Source organism: Bacillus sp. 3255, from assembly GCF_031456485.1.
Taxonomy (GTDB): domain Bacteria; phylum Bacillota; class Bacilli; order Paenibacillales; family NBRC-103111; genus Paenibacillus_E.
Genome location: NZ_JAVDUS010000001.1, coordinates 82807 through 99379, shown reverse-complemented (window position 1 = coordinate 99379; position 16573 = coordinate 82807). Strand labels below are relative to the sequence as shown.

The following is a 16573-nucleotide window of genomic DNA, read 5'->3' as shown; positions in this document are numbered from 1 at the left end:
CCGGGTGGAGGTTAGGTTGCGACTTAATACGTTGACAGGCGAAACAGCTCACGCCCGGGATTCGCGCGCGTAACTCATCAACAACAACGCAAATTCAGCGAATAAGAGCTGCTATTTCCGTTAGAAGTTCGAGGAACAGCGGAGGCCGCCCTCGAAGGATAATCGATCTACCTTCGATAGGTGACCTCTCTTTTGCTATGGAAGCTTTAGAACCTTATGCCTGTTTTTTCAATTGTTTCAAGAATAATTCGGCATAATAGCTCAAAGTGAACTCAGCTTCGCTCGAAATATGCTCCTGCTGTTGCGTCTTATTTTTGCCAAGCAATTCGAGATATTTTTCTAAAAACTTGATCGCTTGCTGATCCATATTCTTATCCAGATGATGCTTTACTTGCTTCAGAGTGTTCGATAACTGGGAAGCAAGAGGACCCGTCAGGCCGCCGGTTCTTAAGAACTGATCCGTATAGGTTTCCAATACGGTCATCAGCCCCGGTGTAACCGTAATGCGATTGGACGCTTCGGATTCTCCGGCTGCGTTCGCGGCTTTGATGTAATATACGTATTGAACGCCAGGCACGGCCGTACGGTCGTAATACGTATGGACCTTGGCGTATCCTAGATTTTCGACTACACCATTGGCTTCCCGGTAGACGTTGACTTGGGTTTCCCCGCCATGGGAAGTCCAGATGAGCCCGACGAATGTATCGCCCACCAGTCCGACCGTCAGATCGGAAGGAGTGGCAGGCACCGGCATAGCGATCCGCAACTCGGACGTTTGCGCCGATTCGCCTCTTTCGTTAACCGAGGAAACCTTATACAGGTACCCTGTGCTGCTAATATTGACGCTGTCATCGACATAGGCAGATGAGGCGCTGTTGCCAATTAGAGCGTATGTCTCCTCACCATCTGCCTTTCTGTAAATGTTGTAGCTTTCCGCGCCCGCTGATGCTTGCCATTGGATAGCAAACGAGGAAGTCGAAACCTGTCCGGACGCCAGTCCCGCAGGCGTTTCGGGCATAATCAGAGGTGCTTTGGTGGTTGCCGTGATGATGCCGGAGGCTGCGGATTCGCCGCCAATCCCGGTTGCCGTCACTTTATACGTATAGGAGGTGGAGGGACTCACCGTTCTATCCGCATATACGGCGCCTGCGACCGTGCCGATTTTACTGTAATTTCCGTCGGGTTCAGTCGCCCGATAGAGACTATAGCTGAGCGCGCCTGCTACAGGCGCCCATTCCAGCTCGACGGAAAGGCTTCTTGCCGCCGTTACGCTAAGATTCGAAGGCGCTGCAGGTGCAGGCTGCGATGCGTCAAAGGTAAAAATCTCCACCGCGCGTGATAGCGGAGATTCCCCTCCGGCGTTCAAGGCGGATACTTGATAACGGTAAGTGACACCTTGCTCCACAGCCGTATCTGTATACGCCGCAGATTCGGTGCCGGCCATTGCTTTCCATACAGGCTCCTTGGAGGAGGAACGGTAGATGAGGTAAGCGTCCGCTCCATTCACAGGCAGCCAATTCAGCTGCACGGCTGAGGCGCTTGTCAGCACGCCGGCCAGGTCGGATGGAGCGGCTGCCGGGGGCTCAGCTCCCGGATTGACCGGCTTCAGGATAATAAAATACGGACATTTCGACGTGTTGTTATTCGAGCCCATCACCACATGCTCGCCTGCAGTGAACCGCTTCTTATAGAGCTTGTACTCAACAGGCTGGCTGTCTGCAATTGTCTCTCCCGTAAGCTCATAGGCAGACGTCAACCACTCAGGCTCTGTCGTAATTCGGGCATCGTAAGCGACATACACATCGGCATCTGCAGATAAATAGAAGGACACCAAATCGTCATTCGTCGCGCTTCTCGAGGCGACGGCCGTACGTATCCATTCCTGACCTTTTAAATGCTCCGGCATCGACAAGAACTTATAGATCTTGCTGCCGGTCATGCGGTCTCCGAATACAACGTCCCCCAGCTGCAGATTGCTTTGCACCGACCAGTTCGCTTCGTTGGCGCTGCCGCTGGAGCTATTGTCGTTGATCACCACATTGCGGAGCATGGCTCCATCGATGCTGGGTGCCGGTTCCGGCTCCGGTTCAGGTTCCGGCTCGACGACCGGCGGCGTAAATGGAGGACCGGACCATACCGGCGGCTTCATTGGGTAGTGAGCAGGGAAGCCGGGAGCCGCAAGCTCATTCAAATATGCCTCGAGATTGGTATAACCGTCCCCATTTAGATCGCCGTTCCGATCCTCGGCATCTCCCGGATTCAGCCCATTCGCAAGCTCCCATGCATCGGGCATGCCGTCCCGGTCTTGATCGGCGGGCGCTGTGTCCCTCTTGATCGGCGGAAAGCCGCCCATATCCTGCTCATCTCCGATAATAACGCCGGTCTGATTTCTCACACTGTTCGTTACTCGCGTATCCACCGCATCGCGTACGAGGGATGAACCCGCGTGATCCAATATGGACGCATAGGCTTCTTCCGGAGCTTGCGTGTTAACGAGTGGGTATTCGAAGCGTTCCGGCATGACAACGCTCGGCTTCTCCGCTTCGATGATGCCTGTGCCGGTGTCTGTCCCGTCCAGTCGGCCGTTCTTGTTGCTGTCTATCCGGTTGTTGTGGAGATACACCTGATAGTTCTCGTTGCCGCGAACGACGGCGTATTCGGGATCCGCTGAATTCCTGCCGGCGATAAAATAGTTTCCGACCACATTCCCATAGCCCTTCGTCCCGGATTCGCCGCCTGCTACATAAGGGAAGCCGCCCCAGTTGTAGACGATATTGTTCACGAAGTCGATTTGGCCTTTCGTTTTCGGATTTCGATCGTTGTTGTGGGCATACAGGTTGTGGTGCATCGTGATCGTATTCATTTCGATCAAGCCGCCCATCGAATGGGTGAGCAGTCCTTCCGAGATGATGGACCATTGGACGGTAATATTTTTGGAGCGCGGATTCTCGTAGTCCTTGCTTTTGATAGAAAGCACCTCGTCCGTCCCCCATGAGAAAGTGGAGTGGTCGATGATGACGTTCTGACAGTCTTCAAAATACATCGTATCGTCGTTAACGTTTAATTTCCCCATGCGAAAGCGTAAGTACCGAATGACAATATCGTTGGAATCGATGAACCGGATATTATTTCCCCGGATGGTGACGCCGTCTCCCGGTGCCGTCTGGCCTGCGATCGTAATATGAGATTTGTTCGTCACGACAATCTGTGGGATCGTAATCTCTCCGGATATGTCGAAAACGATCGTGCGAGGCGTGCTGCCGGCCGTCATGAGCGCATCATGAAAAGTACCGGGACCCGTAAGCTCATAGCTTGTGACGTGATAAACTTCGCCGCCGCGGCCCCCTGCAGCTGCATAACCGAAGCCCTCAGCCCCTGGGAAAGCCGGGAGCAGGGAGTTGTTAGCTTGTGCGGTCGGCATGCTCAGCGGAAACAACGATAATGCCATAACCATAATTAACATCAGTGCCAAATAACGCTTCATTGACTGCCTCCTTATGAATCTGTATTGGATCGTTTGGCGATGCGCTTGTCCGTCCTCCTTTTGACTGAAATGATGGGTGCCCGCAAGTTTCAGTATAGAGAGCGCTTTCACGAAGAGGCAACCAATCATAAAACCATGGAGTGCACATTTTATGGATTTGAAGGCGATTATTGGATTGGTTGATGCCAGGGAGGACTGGTTGATTGAACTTTGCAGCCGGATGTGTTATTAGGTAGCGTAAAACATCTGGAAGATTGCGAGAATGTATAGAGAACAGTAATTGCGGGAGTAAGCCGGCTTTTTAAGTATAAAAAAAAGAATCCGGCATGTTGGTTTGCAGGCTTCTTCCTCTGCCTCCCTCTCTCCTTATTTATAATAATTATAAAAAAGTATTGACTTCAGCCCACCCCTTATTTATAATCATTATTAACTGATATGGATTATCAGTGGACAAGCAGTTGATATGGATGAAAGGGTGCAGCCTATGTACGATGTCATTATTATTGGAGCCGGACCAGCAGGTGCTTCCGCAGCCATTTATACAGCAAGAGGAAACTTGAAAACACTTGTGATCGACAAATCGCCGAACAATGGGGCGCTCGCTATCACACACAAAATTGCTAACTATCCGGGTGTACCGGGCGAGATGTCGGGTAAGGATTTGCTCGATACGATGCGTGAGCAGGCGAAAGGCTTCGGGGCGGAGTTTATTCAGACGACGATAACAGCTGTCGATGTGGAGGATGAAACGAAGGTCATTTTCACCGCTGACGGGATTTATGAAGGCAAATCGGTCATCGTTGCAACAGGCTCCAAAGGACGGAACCGGATGCTGCCAGGCGAAGAAAATTTGCTCGGACGCGGGGTAAGTACATGCGCAACGTGTGACGGAGCCTTCTTCGAAGGCAAGACGGTAGCCGTTATCGGCGATTCGGAAGAAGCGTTGGAAGAGGCGCAAGCCCTTAGCAAATTCACGGATAAAATATATTTCGTCGTGCCGCGTCCGGAGCTGCAAGGTGTTCACCATATGCCGGAGCTGCCGGGAACGGAAATGTTTTACAAAGCCAAGCCGCTTGAAGTTCTGGGCGACAATCAGGTGGAGGGACTGCGAATTCGGACAGGCGCCGGCAGCGAGGAAGTGCTTAAGGTCGATGGCCTTTTCGTTTTCTTGTCTGGCAGTAAACCGGGCACGGACTTCCTGCAGGATCAAGTGCCGCTTGATGAGGATGGCTTTATGATTCTGGATGCTTCCATGCAATCATCGGTTCCTGGCGTATTCGGAGCCGGAGAAGTAAGACGCACCCCTGTGAAACAAGCCGTCGTTGCTGCAGCCGATGGAGCGATCGCGGCAATGGCCGTCGACAAATTTATTAATAAAAGGGCTCAAATGATCCCTCAATACAAATAATTTCAACCTATTCTAAGGAGAGATGATCGATGTCTAATGTTATCGTTTATTCCAGCACGAATTGCCCTTATTGCCAGCAGTTGAAAAAATACTTAACCGATCAGCAAGTGGCGTATGAAGAAAGAAACATCGACTTGAACGATCAATACGGCCAAGAGCTGCACGACATGGGCCTCATGTCTTTGCCGGTAACGGTGATTGGCGAACACAAAATTCTGGGACTGAACGTCACGAAGCTGAAGAAAGCTTTGGCCGAAGTTACAGCTTAATTTAACACGTTGACCAACCAAACATACATCAGGAGGAGACCATCATGACACAATCAACCGTTCAATCTGTACCATCATTTGCGAAAATAGGGCTGCCAGCCCCTAATTTTTCCCTGCTGTCCACGAAAAACATGGAGACCTTGGAAGAGAAAATTTCCCTCGAGGATTATAGAGGCAAATGGCTTGTGCTCTTCTTCTGGCCATTCGATTTCACGTTCGTATGTCCGACTGAAATTACAGCGTTCAGCGATCACTATGAGGAGTTCCTTGATTTGGATTGCGAAATCGTCGGAGCTTCCGTCGACAGCGTGTACACGCACAGAGCGTGGACACAAACGCCGCGCGACCAGAACGGCATCGGTCCTGTGAAGTTCCCGCTCGTCAGCGACTTCTCCAAAGAAACGGCCCGCGCTTACGGTGTGCTGGACGATGCAACCGGCGCGGCTCACCGCGGCTTGTTCATCATCGATCCGGACGGCGTGCTGCGCTACCAGGTTGTGACCGATATGAACGTAGGCCGCTCCGTCGACGAGACGCTGCGCGTGCTGCAAGCTCTGCAAGCAGGCGGTCTTTGCCCGGCGAACTGGAAGCCAGGCGACAAAACGCTATAAGTTCAAAGATAGAAGCAGCAAGCCCCGGTTCGCGCGCCACTCGCGGACCGGGGTTTATTCTGTATTCAAGCCCGCATTTGCAGTATAATAGAGAAGCAAATGAGGCGAAGGCAGAAAGGTTAGATCGATGATGCAGTCCTTATCGGACAAGTTATTTATGGGTTCTTTGATTTTACTTATGATTTCCGTTGTCGTCAGCGGCATCGGCTTTCAATTTGTGAATTGGCGCTCGCAAGTGACAGACGAGATGGAGGGAGAGATGAGCGACAGCTCCGCCCGGAAGAAAGCGGTCATGGACCGTCAGGATAAGAGCCTGAAGCGGGTGCTGCGCTCGTACTTATTTTGGATTTCCATCGCAGGCATTCTTATCTCCATCCTGCTCTCTCGATTGTAAGCTCTTCATACAGGAATAAGGCGTACAGCGGCTCTATCCGAGCGCGGCTGTACGCCTTATTTGTTTTAACCCGATTCGCGGGCAATGAGACGCGAGGAGAGGATGATTTTCTCGGTCTGTCTCCCCGGATGCTTCAACCTGTACAGCAGCGTTTCCACGGCCCGGATACCGAGCGATTCCTTCGCCAGCTCAATGGTGCTGAGCGGCGGGTGCGCATATGCGGAAGTTTCGATGTTGTCGATGCCGATAACTTTCACTTGACCTGGGATGTTGATACCGGTACGCCTCAAGATGTGCATAAGCTCCAGCGCCAAATGATCGTTCGCACAGATGATGCCGTCCGGCAGGTTCTCAGCGGTTAGGGCAGCTGCTTTGCGTTCGAGGAAGGGAACGATTTGCTGAGGGTGATAAGGGACGTTCCATTTCTTCAAGGAACAATCCTCGCCCGATGCAGCGAAATCTTCCATCGCATGGCGGCAGCCCCAATAGCGCTCCTTGAAGCTTACGGCGAATGTATCGTCGCCTATGAACAGGAGCCGTCTGGCGCCTGCGGATAACAGGCGCTGGCAGGCCATTTTGCCGGAATCCAAATTGTTATTCAGCACGCAATCCACATCCACCAGCGGTTCGGAATGATCGATTAAGACGAGCGGTATCCCTGTTTGCTTGAGCGAGATGACGGAGCTAGGGGGAAACGTTCCCGCCAGCAAATGACCTGCGCAATGATCGGGATTCACGTAGGAAGGGATCTTCAAATGCTCTTGATGATGCGCCGGAACGGGAATGATCAGATGCTCGTAGCCCAGCTCCTTGCTGGCTGCGCCGATGCCGGCGAGAACCTTCCCCCAGAACGGATTATCCTGTTGGTACATAGCTTGAATCCAAACCAGGATGTAAGGAGGATGACCGTGCTCGCGAGATTGCTGCGCATGTGCATCCGCTTGAGAGGCCGGCTGAGACGGGGCCGTTTGGATGAGGTAGCCCATGGCTTTGGCGGTCTCTTGAATTCGCAGCCGGTTCTCTTCGCTGACACCGGATTTGCCGGAAAGCGCTTGGGACACGGTATATTTGGACAAGCCGAGGCGGTCGGCGATTTGCTGCATCGATACTTTTTTGCTCAAAGCGTACCAGCTCCATGGGAATATTAGATGATTACATAACGAAACTAACAAGCTATATTGTTGATGATAGGAGGGGAGTTGTCAATGTTTGAGCAAGTGAACTTACTTCTTGGAAAAATCAATTGACGGATCACCATCGAATCAGTAAAGTATGGGATGAAAATAATATGTTAGGCTAACAAAACAAACAAAAACAAATTATCGTTTTGGAGGTTGACCAATATGAGTACGTGTCTTATTTTCTACGATGCCGGATTTCCGTATGAAGGAACCCGGCCGGACAGCGACAGCTTGCAGGCACTTCGGCAAGCCGGCCGCATCGTTGGGGCGGAGGAGCTTGAAGCGGCTTTGCGGCAAGGAGCGGATACGCTGCTGCATCTGCATGGCCGCTATTTCCCCAAAGCGGCATGGGGAGCGCTCATGGCGCATGTGAAGGAGGGCAAAGGGCTGATCCATATCGGGAGCGCACCGTTCCGCACGCCTGTGTACTTGAGCGGCACCGGCTGGATCGAGGAGACGGAGCAGACGGCTTATCACCAGCTCTTGCAAATTCATGAGGTGCTCACCGTCGATCCGGCTCCGATCGCGCGCTATGCCGCTCATCCGGAACTGCCGCTACTTGCGGGCAAGGAAGGGCTGTTCAGCATCCAGCCGACGGTCGGTATGGCCTTGCACGTTACGCGCTCGGATGATCATCCGGGGCAGATCGGCTCCAGCGGTCCGATGGATGCGCACCTTCTGCCGCTGTTGAAAGGCATCTCCCCGGAAGGCCGTGAGGTGGCGGCGCCGGTCGTGCTTCTGGAGAATACGAAGGGGGATTTCGCGGGAGGCCGCTGGATTTTCGCCAACCTCGTGACGAACGGCCACTTCTGGTCGCAAGGCGGCGCGGAGCTGCTGACGGAGTTGGCTGCCTTCACGGCGCGGGGCGTAACCGAAATATGGTTCAAGCCGAACTATGCTTGCTACGACCCCGGCGATCGCGCGGCGCTGACGGTGCAATTGCAAACGCTGCCGAATCGCCGGGAAAACCGTATATCGGATAATACCTCGTGGACATTCTCAGTGACCGTGAAGAAGGACGGGGCTTCGGAGCCGCTATGGTCGACAAGCTTTGCCATGGACGCTTCTCGCGAATTGACCTACCGGAAGCTCAATGTACCGGCAGATCTGGAGCCAGGCTATTACACGGCTGTCTGCACGGCTGCTTCCAATACGGGCGAAACGCGTGCGCTGCAGCAAGGCTTCTGGGGCAACGATGGCGAATTGCTCCGCCAAGGTACGCCGCTTACTTGTGATCGCGATTATTTCATCAAGGACGGGCGTCCGCTTCCGATCGTCGGCATGACTTACATGACGAGCGATGTCGCGAGGAAGTTTCTGTTCATGCCGAATGTTGCCGTCTGGGACCGGGATATTGCGCAGATGGCCAAGGCGGGCATCAATTTGCTGCGGACAGGGATCTGGTCGGCTTGGCGGCAGGTCATGTTCATCGACGGGCATCCTTACGAAGAGGTGCTGCGTGCCATAGACGCTTTCATTCTCACATGCAAAAGGCATGGAATGGAAGTCACGTTCAACTTCTTCGCCTTCACGCCTGAGCTGTGGGAAGGGGTGAATCCCTACCTGGATCCGCGCAGTGTGGAAGCCCAGAAACGGTTTATTTCCTCGATCGTCTCACGGCATAAGGAAACGACGAATGTCCATTGGGATTTGATCAATGAGCCTTCGATGTTTAATCCGCAGAAGCCGTTCGCCGGCCCGCAATCCGCGCATGACCGGTTCGAGCAGGAGGCTTTCGCTGTCTGGCTGGAGAACCGCCATGGCAATATCCGCAAGTTGCAGGAGCACTGGAATATGACGCCGGACGAGCTGCCGGATTTCCGAAGCGCGCGCTTGCCGGACGCTGCCGAAATGAACATGAAAACGACGGAAACGCTGGAGAAAAAGGGCGGGCCGTGGCTCGATTACACGTATTTCACGATGGATATGCATAATCGCTGGGCGCGGGAGCTGATTTCGACGATTCGCAGCATCAATCCGGCGCATCTGGCCACCGTCGGCCAGGATGAAGGGTTGGGGGCTCAGCGCCCGTCGCCGTTCTTCTATGAGGAAGCGGTGGACTATACGACGGTACATACCTGGTGGCTGATGGATCAGCTCGTCTGGGACGGCATTTTCGGCAAAGCGCCCAACAAGCCGAGTCTCATTCAAGAAACGGGCATCATGTACGTCGAAACGGCCGACGGCCGCGCCAAGCGATCGGAGCTGGAGCTGCGTAACATTTTGGAGCGGAAATATGCATATGCGTTCTCTACGGGCGGAGCGGGCGCCGTGCAATGGATATGGAATATTAATTTCTATATGAACAATATTAATGAATCGCATATCGGAGCGCTGCGGGCGGACGGCACTGAGAAGCCGGAGGCCGACGTCTCTTACGATTTCGGCGCTTTCATGGGCGGCATTCGCGATCTGTTCAAGGGGCGGAAGCTGGAGGAGGTCGTAGCGGTATTCCCGTATGCCAACGATTTCTCTACGAGAAAGCTGGCCGGGGAGGCGACAGCCAAGCTAACGCGTGCGCTTGCGTATGCGCTCAACGTACCTTTCCGCGGCATGGGGGAATATCACTTGGACGCGTTGGAGCAAGATCATCCTAAGCTGATTATCGTCCCAAGCGCTCACAATTTTAGCGACGAGGCCTTGGCGAAGTTGACCGGGCATGTGCGCGAGAATGGCGGAACGCTGTTGTTCACAGGTCCTCTCGGTCTTAACGAATACTGGACGCCGGTGACGCGCTTAGCGGATATTGTGGGGGAGACGGTACTCAGCAACGTGCTGCGGGAAGAGATGATGCTGCTGGACGGCAAGCTGCATCCGGTTTCGTTCGGCGGGGCGCGCATTGCCCAGGTGAACAAAGAAATCCCCGTTGGCGGCGGAAGCTCCCGGTTTAATGAAGTAACCCGTTATGCGCTTGGCAAAGGGCAGCTCATCTGGTGTCCGCTGCCGGTTGAATTGAATGAACGAAGCGCATCGCTTGAAGCGCTCTATCAATATGCGCTTGCGGAAGCGGGCTTGAAAGAGGAATTGAGCTGGCTGAAAGGCGGAGAGCTGCCGGGCATTTATGGGCGCAAGCTAAACTTTCACCAGGGTGCCTTATACATTTTCGTCTCGGAGTATAGCGCAGATACGGAGCTTGAAGTGAAGGATCCCGACACGGGCCGAATCTATACATTCGAGCTGGAAGCGGAACGGACCGTGATGTTTGCGGCAGATAGCGAAGGCGCTTTGACAGCCGTTTACAGGCCTCATCAAGTTCATATCGACGTGAAATAATAGCGAAAAGCCTCTGAACCTGAGCGCCGGCGGGAGCCGGCATCGTGTTCGGAGGCTTTTATGAATTTACACGATTTCATCGATGCAAGAGCTGCAGACCATTTTACCTTTGAAATACGTCATATTCTCGAAATTACCGCAAAAAACGCATGCGGGCATATACTTTTTGAGGGTAATGCGCTCCGGGTCGACATAAACCTCGATGGCATCGCCGATATCGATGTGAAGTGTTCGCCGCAATTCAATCGGCAGGACAATACGTCCCAACTCATCTACTTTTCTAACAATCCCTGTTGATCTCATGATTTACATCCTCCTATAACCGTATGAATGGAATCGATCTGTTTGATAGATACTAGTATTCCACATTTGGACTGGAATTCCTTTTATTTACTTGCATGTATTTGTATAAATTTTGCATACGGCCATCGAGTTTCCTATAATGAAGACAACTATTTTCGGATTAATTTAAAATAAATCGTGCATCTCTCTTATATAAACGGCTGCCCGCTATTGGTACTATAGACGTAAGCAAGACATCAATGACGAAATAGGGGGATTACACACGATGATGAAATGGAAGCGTTCTCTAGGCGTCGTATTAGCGACCGCGTTAGCAGGATCATTGGTAGCCTGTGCGAATGGCGGCAATACAAATAGCAATGCAGCACCGAATAACACAACAGCACCGGCAACGGCAGCGGCTTCGAATGAGCCGGTTAAGCTGCGCATTATGTGGTGGGGGGCAACGGTTCGTCACGAGGCGACGCTTGCCGCACTGAAGCTGTACACGGAGAAGCACCCGAACGTTACGTTCGAGCCCGAGTACTCCGGTATTGACGGTTATTTGGACAAGCTGTCCACACAAGCGGCGGCGAATAACGCGCCTGATATTATGCAGCTGGATCCGGGCTGGATTTCCGATTGGGCAGGCCGCAATCAATTGGCTCCGCTGACAGGTGTCAATGTGGAGAAGATCGATGCCAAAGTGCTGTCCGGGGGGCAGGCCGGTGGGAAGCAATATGCCATGCCGCTAGGCTCCGTTGCTTACGGGATGATTTATGACAAAGCGGCGATGGACAAGCTTGGTCTGAAGGCGCCGCAAAACGGCTGGACATGGGATGACTTCTTCGCCCTTGCCAAAGAAGCGAAAACGAAGCTGCCGGAAGGACAATACTTCACAAAAGATTATGCAGGGGATTATTTCGCTTATTCGGCTTACCAATATGCCAAAGGCAAAGGCATGGTCGTATCGGCAGACGGTAAATTCAATGTCGACCAAGCTTCTTTCCTGGAGTGGACGCGCAATTTCGAGGAGCTCCGCAAAGCGGGAATCGTGCCTCCGGCTGACGTGAACTCCTCGGACAAAGAGTTTGATCCGAAAATGGACTTGATGGTAAACGGCAAAATTTTGTTCCGCATGGGCTTCTCCAGTAACTATGGTTCTTGGGACAGCTTGAAAAAAGGCGCGTACGCGCTTGTCACAATGCCGCGCAGCGTGGAAGCGGGCGGATGGTTGAAGCCTTCGTTGTACTTGGGCGTTTCTGCGACATCCAAGAAAGCCGAAGAAGCCAAGAAATTCGTGGATTGGTTCGTGAACGATCCGGAAGCTGCGAAACTTTTGACTACGGTACGCGGTTTGCCGGTTAACAAAGAGATTGCCGCCTCCTTGGAATCCAGCATGAGCGATGTCGACAAAATCGGTTCGGCTCTCCTGCACGCGACGGAGAAAGACGGCCAAACGTGGAATCCAGGCGTGAAGGGCTGGACGAACTACATCGATAAAGACTGGCCGCTTATCCGCGATCAGCTCAGCTTCGGGAAAACAACGCCGGAGAAAGCCTTCGAACAATTGAAGGTAGCTGCGCAAGCTTACGAGAAATAAGGCACAATGGAGTCCGGGACATGCCTGTTCCGGCTCTTGCCTTTTATAAGGAGGAGCGGATGGCTGTGACGATTCGAATTCAGGATATCGTAGACCACTTGATTGAGCCGGTCGGAAAGCTGGATGTAACGGTAGATACGTTAAAATTCGGGGACCCTTCTGCTGAAGTGAAAGGGATCGCAACCGCCTTCATGCCGACTTATGAGGTGATTCGGCAGGCCATTGCGAGAGGGGCGAATTTGCTGATTGCGCATGAAGCTCCTTTTTATCATCATCATGATCAGACCCAGTTCCTCGCGAACGACCCGGTGTATCTCGAGAAGGTTAGGCTGATCGAACAATCGGGCATTGCCGTCTTCCGGTTTCACGATTATTGGCACCGGTATCGCCCGGATGGCATTATGGAGGGCTTAATTGAAGCGTTGGAATGGCAGCCTCATATAACGGAGAACAGACCGGCCGCAGCATTGGCTGCAGTGCCTGCTATGACGGTGAAAGCGCTGGCCGAGTATGTCAAAAGCAAGCTGAACCTCTCTTACGTCCGGGTTGCCGGGGATTTGAACATGACCTGCACGCGCGTCGGTCTGCTTGCGGGCTACAGAGGCGGAGGCGGGATGGCCATTCCCCTCTATCAGGATGGGGTCGATGTCATTCTCGCGGGTGAAGGGCCGGAGTGGGAGACGCCGGAATATGTGCGGGATGCCGTGCAGCAAGGGGGGCGTAAGGCGCTGATTATGCTGGGGCATGCGGAAAGCGAAGCGTCCGGTATGCGCTATTTGGCTGATCGGCTGGCGGCCAGGTTCCCGGATTTGCCTGTTCATTATTTGGAAGAACAACCTGTCTTTCATTCGTTATAACGGCATTATTTTCATACCTTTGGAGAGGACGATTATGTTATGAGTGAACGCAATGTGAATCAGACCGGCTATAATGCCTGGCTTGAATATCCTCCCCTGTCAGGGGGGCAATTCCCGCTGTACAGCCGTATAGTTTGTACGGAACAGCATGAAGTCATTCGTACGGCGGCAGAAGAATTAACTCGCGGCATCGGAAAGCTATTGGGCACGGAAATTGCCGTGGCGTCGAACGCCGAGGGGCATCCGGCTATCGCCTTGGGCACGTTCGGCAGCGGAAATGAGCTTGTCGATTCGGCATTCGGGGAAGAACGCCGTTTGGCTGTCGGACCTGAAGGTTTTGCTATTAAGACGGTTGAGGACGGCGGCCATATCGTAATCGGAGCGTCCGCGGCTTCCGGCGTTTTGTACGGAGCTTTTCATTTGCTGCGTCTGTTCAGTACGGGGCAGCCGGTGACCGGCTTGGACATAGTCGAGAATCCGGTTAACCAACTGCGGATGATCAATCAATGGGATAATATCGATGGGAGTATCGAGCGGGGCTACGCCGGTAAGTCGATTTTCTATGAGAATAACCGTATTACTTCGGATTTGACGCGGATTCGTGATTATGCGAGGCTGCTGGCTTCCTCCGGGATTAATGCGATTTCCATCAACAATGTGAATGTGCATAAATGGGAAACGATGTTTCTAACCGGGGAGTATCTGCCGGATGTCGCCAAAGTCGCCGCGGTGTTCCGCGCGTACGGCATCAAGCTGTTTTTGAGCATTAACTATGCGAGTCCGCTCGAAATCGGCGGCTTATCGACGGCCGACCCGTTGGACCCTGCCGTGTGCGAATGGTGGAAGGGCAAAGCGGCGGAAGTGTATGCGGCCATTCCGGACTTCGGCGGCTTCCTGGTGAAGGCCGATTCGGAGAATCGGCCGGGGCCGTTCACGTATGACCGCGATCATGCGGACGGCTCGAACATGCTGGCAGAGGCGTTGGCACCGTACGGCGGCATTGTTATTTGGCGCTGCTTTGTATACAACTGCAAGCAGGACTGGCGCGACCGAGCGACAGACCGGGCGCGGGCGGCGTATGATCACTTCAAGCCGCTGGACGGCCGATTCCTGGACAATGTCATTCTGCAGGTGAAGAACGGCCCGATGGACTTCCAAGTACGCGAGCCGGTGTCTCCGTTGATCGGAGCTATGGAAACTACGAACCAAATGATCGAATTCCAGATCACCCAGGAATATACCGGCCAGCAGCGCCACTTGTGCTACCTCGTGCCGCAGTGGAAAGAGGTGCTGGACTTCGAGACGTATGCGAAGGGCGAAGGGTCCAGCATTAAACGGATCGTTGACGGCTCTCTGCATGGCAACCGGTACAGCGGCTTTGCCGCTGTGTCCAATATCGGGAACGATGAGAATTGGACGGGACACCTGCTGGCGCAGGCAAACTTGTACGGGTACGGCCGATTGGCATGGAATCCGGAGCTGTCCGCAGAAGCGATTGCGGAGGAATGGATTCGTCTGACGTTCGGCGGGAATGAGCAGCTCGTCAGCGTTGTGCTGAGTATGCTCATGGATTCTTGGAGCATCTATGAAGCTTACACGTCGCCGCTCGGCGTGGGCTGGATGGTGAATCCGGACCATCACTACGGACCGAACGTGGATGGCTATGAATATTCGAAGTGGGGCACGTACCACTTCGCGGATTGCCATGGCATCGGTGTCGACCGGACGAAGGCCACCGGTACAGGGTATGCCGCGCAGTACGAAGGGGCGAACTCCGACATGTACGAGTCGGTGGCAAGCTGCCCGGATGAGCTGCTGCTGTTCTTCCATCACGTGCCATATACGCATGTGCTGCATTCCGGCCAAACGGTGATTCAGCATATTTATAACACTCATTTCGAGGGAGTCCAGCAGGCGGAGCAGCTGGTTGCGAGATGGGCGAGCCTCGAGGGCCTTATGGGCGAGGGGCTGCACAAGCAGGTCGCGGACCGGCTTGCGGAGCAGGCTTCGCATGCTCGGGAGTGGCGCGACATGATTAACACCTATTTCTTCCGTAAAAGCGGCATTGCCGATGCTTTGGGAAGAAAGATTTATTAGGTGTTCAGCAGTTAAAATGCCTATAGGGTAGCGAATGCAGCAAAAGCACCTATATGAGATTATTGCGAGAAAACAACCTATGTTAAGGTAGTGAAAAAACAACCCCACTGCTGCTTTCGTTGAAAGTAGCAATGGGGTTGTTTTGTTGCATGGATGCCAACATCCTCTGATGCCCCTTAGCTCACCGGCCGCCCCTTCCCCCAGCCAGCCTATACATGGAAAAACTCCCGTTATTCCGCCACCCAACTCCCTAAAAGAACGAATAACTGGAATACCTCCAGTTAAAATCAACACTAGTTGAACAAATGTGGCAATTTTGGCGAAATTAGCAGGAGAAATTCCAGTTGTGACTGTGGCGTGAGGAGGATTTCGACAATTTAACAGGAGAAATTCCAGTTACGGTGATCCGAGACAAGGCAAAGGATCAAAATAAATAATCGATCGCCTCCCGAGTCAGTTCATATCGGACAATTCTAACTTTACTTTCCCCATAGACAGGAGATAACAAGCCTTTAGCGCACATGCGCTTCAATAGGAGGATGGCCGTCTTGTGATCGACTTCGAGATGAAGCTCCACATCCTTCGGACGGATGGATTGAGCTCGATGTATAGCAAGGCGGATGATTTCTTTTTCGGTGAACAAAATACGCGGTATAGGTCCGGCGCCCGATATATATTTGCTCAGGACCATACGCAGCAAGGTGATGCAAAGTTCAGGTCGCTGCTCAACGTCATCGTAAGCGAAGGATATGACATGGAAGCCGACGGCGTGGAGAAACGTCTCGCGATTTAATTCCCTGCAATAGTTAGGCCGATCCATGTCGCGCACATGGGTGCCGAAGCCTTTGATTTCGATGACCAACTTAACAAATCCCGGCAGCCAAGCGAAATCGGCAAAATAGGGTCGTCCCCGCCAATCTAGTACTTCGTACTCCGGATGGAGATCTTGGAAGCTGCTCTGCAGCGGCCACCATACGTTGCTTAGAAACAGTTTTTCACCGTGCCGGTGACCCCTCTCCAGTCTGCCTTTGCGCTCGGCCGATCTCTTTTCCGTATGTTGATGGATAAAAGCGGCATGTGCTTCTTCAAACGTCATCATCAATGTCAACTCCCT

12 protein-coding genes are annotated in these 16573 nt (G+C 53.0%); 8 read left to right on the top strand and 4 right to left on the bottom strand.

Annotation, left to right across the window (positions count from 1 at the left end; genetic code table 11):
• Positions 1–214: 214 nt before the first annotated feature.
• Positions 215–3484 (bottom strand): FIMAH domain-containing protein, encoded by a 3270-nt coding sequence (locus J2X61_RS00355; protein ID WP_310184998.1) that lies wholly within the window; start codon positions 3482–3484, stop codon positions 215–217.
• 463 nt (positions 3485–3947) lie between these two features.
• Between J2X61_RS00355 and J2X61_RS00350 the strand changes: the two genes are divergently transcribed.
• The 4 genes from J2X61_RS00350 (at position 3948) to J2X61_RS00335 (ending at position 6166) form a co-directional block, all read left to right on the top strand.
• The gene (locus J2X61_RS00350) at positions 3948–4892 is read left to right on the top strand and encodes an NAD(P)/FAD-dependent oxidoreductase (RefSeq protein ID WP_310184996.1); all 945 of its coding nucleotides are present in this window, start codon (positions 3948–3950) and stop codon (positions 4890–4892) included.
• 29 nt (positions 4893–4921) lie between these two features.
• Complete coding sequence (locus J2X61_RS00345) at positions 4922–5161, top strand: glutaredoxin family protein (RefSeq protein ID WP_274466442.1); 240 nt, start codon at positions 4922–4924, stop codon at positions 5159–5161.
• 44 nt (positions 5162–5205) lie between these two features.
• Entirely contained in the window at positions 5206–5772 is a 567-nt protein-coding gene (locus J2X61_RS00340) for a peroxiredoxin (RefSeq protein WP_310184994.1), read from the top strand.
• A gap of 127 nt (positions 5773–5899) precedes the next feature.
• Positions 5900–6166: a hypothetical protein gene (locus J2X61_RS00335; protein ID WP_274466440.1), complete on the top strand. Its 267-nt coding sequence runs from the start codon at positions 5900–5902 to the stop codon at positions 6164–6166.
• A 65-nt stretch (positions 6167–6231) separates the two neighbouring features.
• On the opposite strand, the gene J2X61_RS00330 is transcribed toward J2X61_RS00335, so the two are convergent.
• Positions 6232–7287, bottom strand: coding sequence for a LacI family DNA-binding transcriptional regulator (locus tag J2X61_RS00330; protein ID WP_310184992.1), 1056 nt, complete (start codon positions 7285–7287; stop codon positions 6232–6234).
• Positions 7288–7509: 222 nt separating this feature from the next.
• On the opposite strand from J2X61_RS00330, the gene J2X61_RS00325 reads away from it, so the two are divergent.
• On the top strand, positions 7510–10620 hold the full coding sequence (locus J2X61_RS00325; RefSeq protein ID WP_310184991.1) for a beta-galactosidase: 3111 nt from the start codon (positions 7510–7512) through the stop codon (positions 10618–10620).
• 66 nt (positions 10621–10686) lie between these two features.
• On the opposite strand, the gene J2X61_RS00320 is transcribed toward J2X61_RS00325, so the two are convergent.
• Entirely contained in the window at positions 10687–10926 is a 240-nt protein-coding gene (locus tag J2X61_RS00320; protein WP_274467450.1) for an AbrB/MazE/SpoVT family DNA-binding domain-containing protein, read from the bottom strand.
• Positions 10927–11188: 262 nt separating this feature from the next.
• On the opposite strand from J2X61_RS00320, the gene J2X61_RS00315 reads away from it, so the two are divergent.
• The 3 genes from J2X61_RS00315 to J2X61_RS00305 all read left to right on the top strand — a co-directional run bounded on the left by J2X61_RS00315 (position 11189) and on the right by J2X61_RS00305 (position 15459).
• Complete coding sequence (locus J2X61_RS00315) at positions 11189–12505, top strand: ABC transporter substrate-binding protein (protein WP_310184989.1); 1317 nt, start codon at positions 11189–11191, stop codon at positions 12503–12505.
• A 65-nt stretch (positions 12506–12570) separates the two neighbouring features.
• Positions 12571–13362, top strand: coding sequence for a Nif3-like dinuclear metal center hexameric protein (locus tag J2X61_RS00310; RefSeq protein ID WP_379239632.1), 792 nt, complete (start codon positions 12571–12573; stop codon positions 13360–13362).
• Between the two features lie 39 nt (positions 13363–13401).
• The gene (locus tag J2X61_RS00305; protein WP_310184988.1) at positions 13402–15459 is read left to right on the top strand and encodes an alpha-glucuronidase family glycosyl hydrolase; all 2058 of its coding nucleotides are present in this window, start codon (positions 13402–13404) and stop codon (positions 15457–15459) included.
• Positions 15460–15883: 424 nt separating this feature from the next.
• Here the strand turns inward: J2X61_RS00305 and J2X61_RS00300 are convergent, their stop codons facing one another.
• Complete coding sequence (locus tag J2X61_RS00300) at positions 15884–16558, bottom strand: hypothetical protein (protein WP_310184986.1); 675 nt, start codon at positions 16556–16558, stop codon at positions 15884–15886.
• Positions 16559–16573 lie beyond the last annotated feature (15 nt).

Excerpts from the sequence above, each read along its gene's own strand:
- J2X61_RS00355 (WP_310184998.1), bottom strand. The coding sequence starts at position 3,484 with ATGAAGCGTTATTTGGCACTGATGTTAATTATGGTTATGGCATTATCG.
- J2X61_RS00350 (WP_310184996.1), top strand. The coding sequence starts at position 3,948 with ATGGATGAAAGGGTGCAGCCTATGTACGATGTCATTATTATTGGAGCC.
- J2X61_RS00345 (WP_274466442.1), top strand. The coding sequence starts at position 4,922 with ATGTCTAATGTTATCGTTTATTCCAGCACGAATTGCCCTTATTGCCAG.
- J2X61_RS00340 (WP_310184994.1), top strand. The coding sequence starts at position 5,206 with ATGACACAATCAACCGTTCAATCTGTACCATCATTTGCGAAAATAGGG.
- J2X61_RS00335 (WP_274466440.1), top strand. The coding sequence starts at position 5,900 with ATGATGCAGTCCTTATCGGACAAGTTATTTATGGGTTCTTTGATTTTA.
- J2X61_RS00325 (WP_310184991.1), top strand. The coding sequence starts at position 7,510 with ATGAGTACGTGTCTTATTTTCTACGATGCCGGATTTCCGTATGAAGGA.
- J2X61_RS00315 (WP_310184989.1), top strand. The coding sequence starts at position 11,189 with ATGATGAAATGGAAGCGTTCTCTAGGCGTCGTATTAGCGACCGCGTTA.
- J2X61_RS00305 (WP_310184988.1), top strand. The coding sequence starts at position 13,402 with ATGAGTGAACGCAATGTGAATCAGACCGGCTATAATGCCTGGCTTGAA.
- J2X61_RS00300 (WP_310184986.1), bottom strand. The coding sequence starts at position 16,558 with ATGATGACGTTTGAAGAAGCACATGCCGCTTTTATCCATCAACATACG.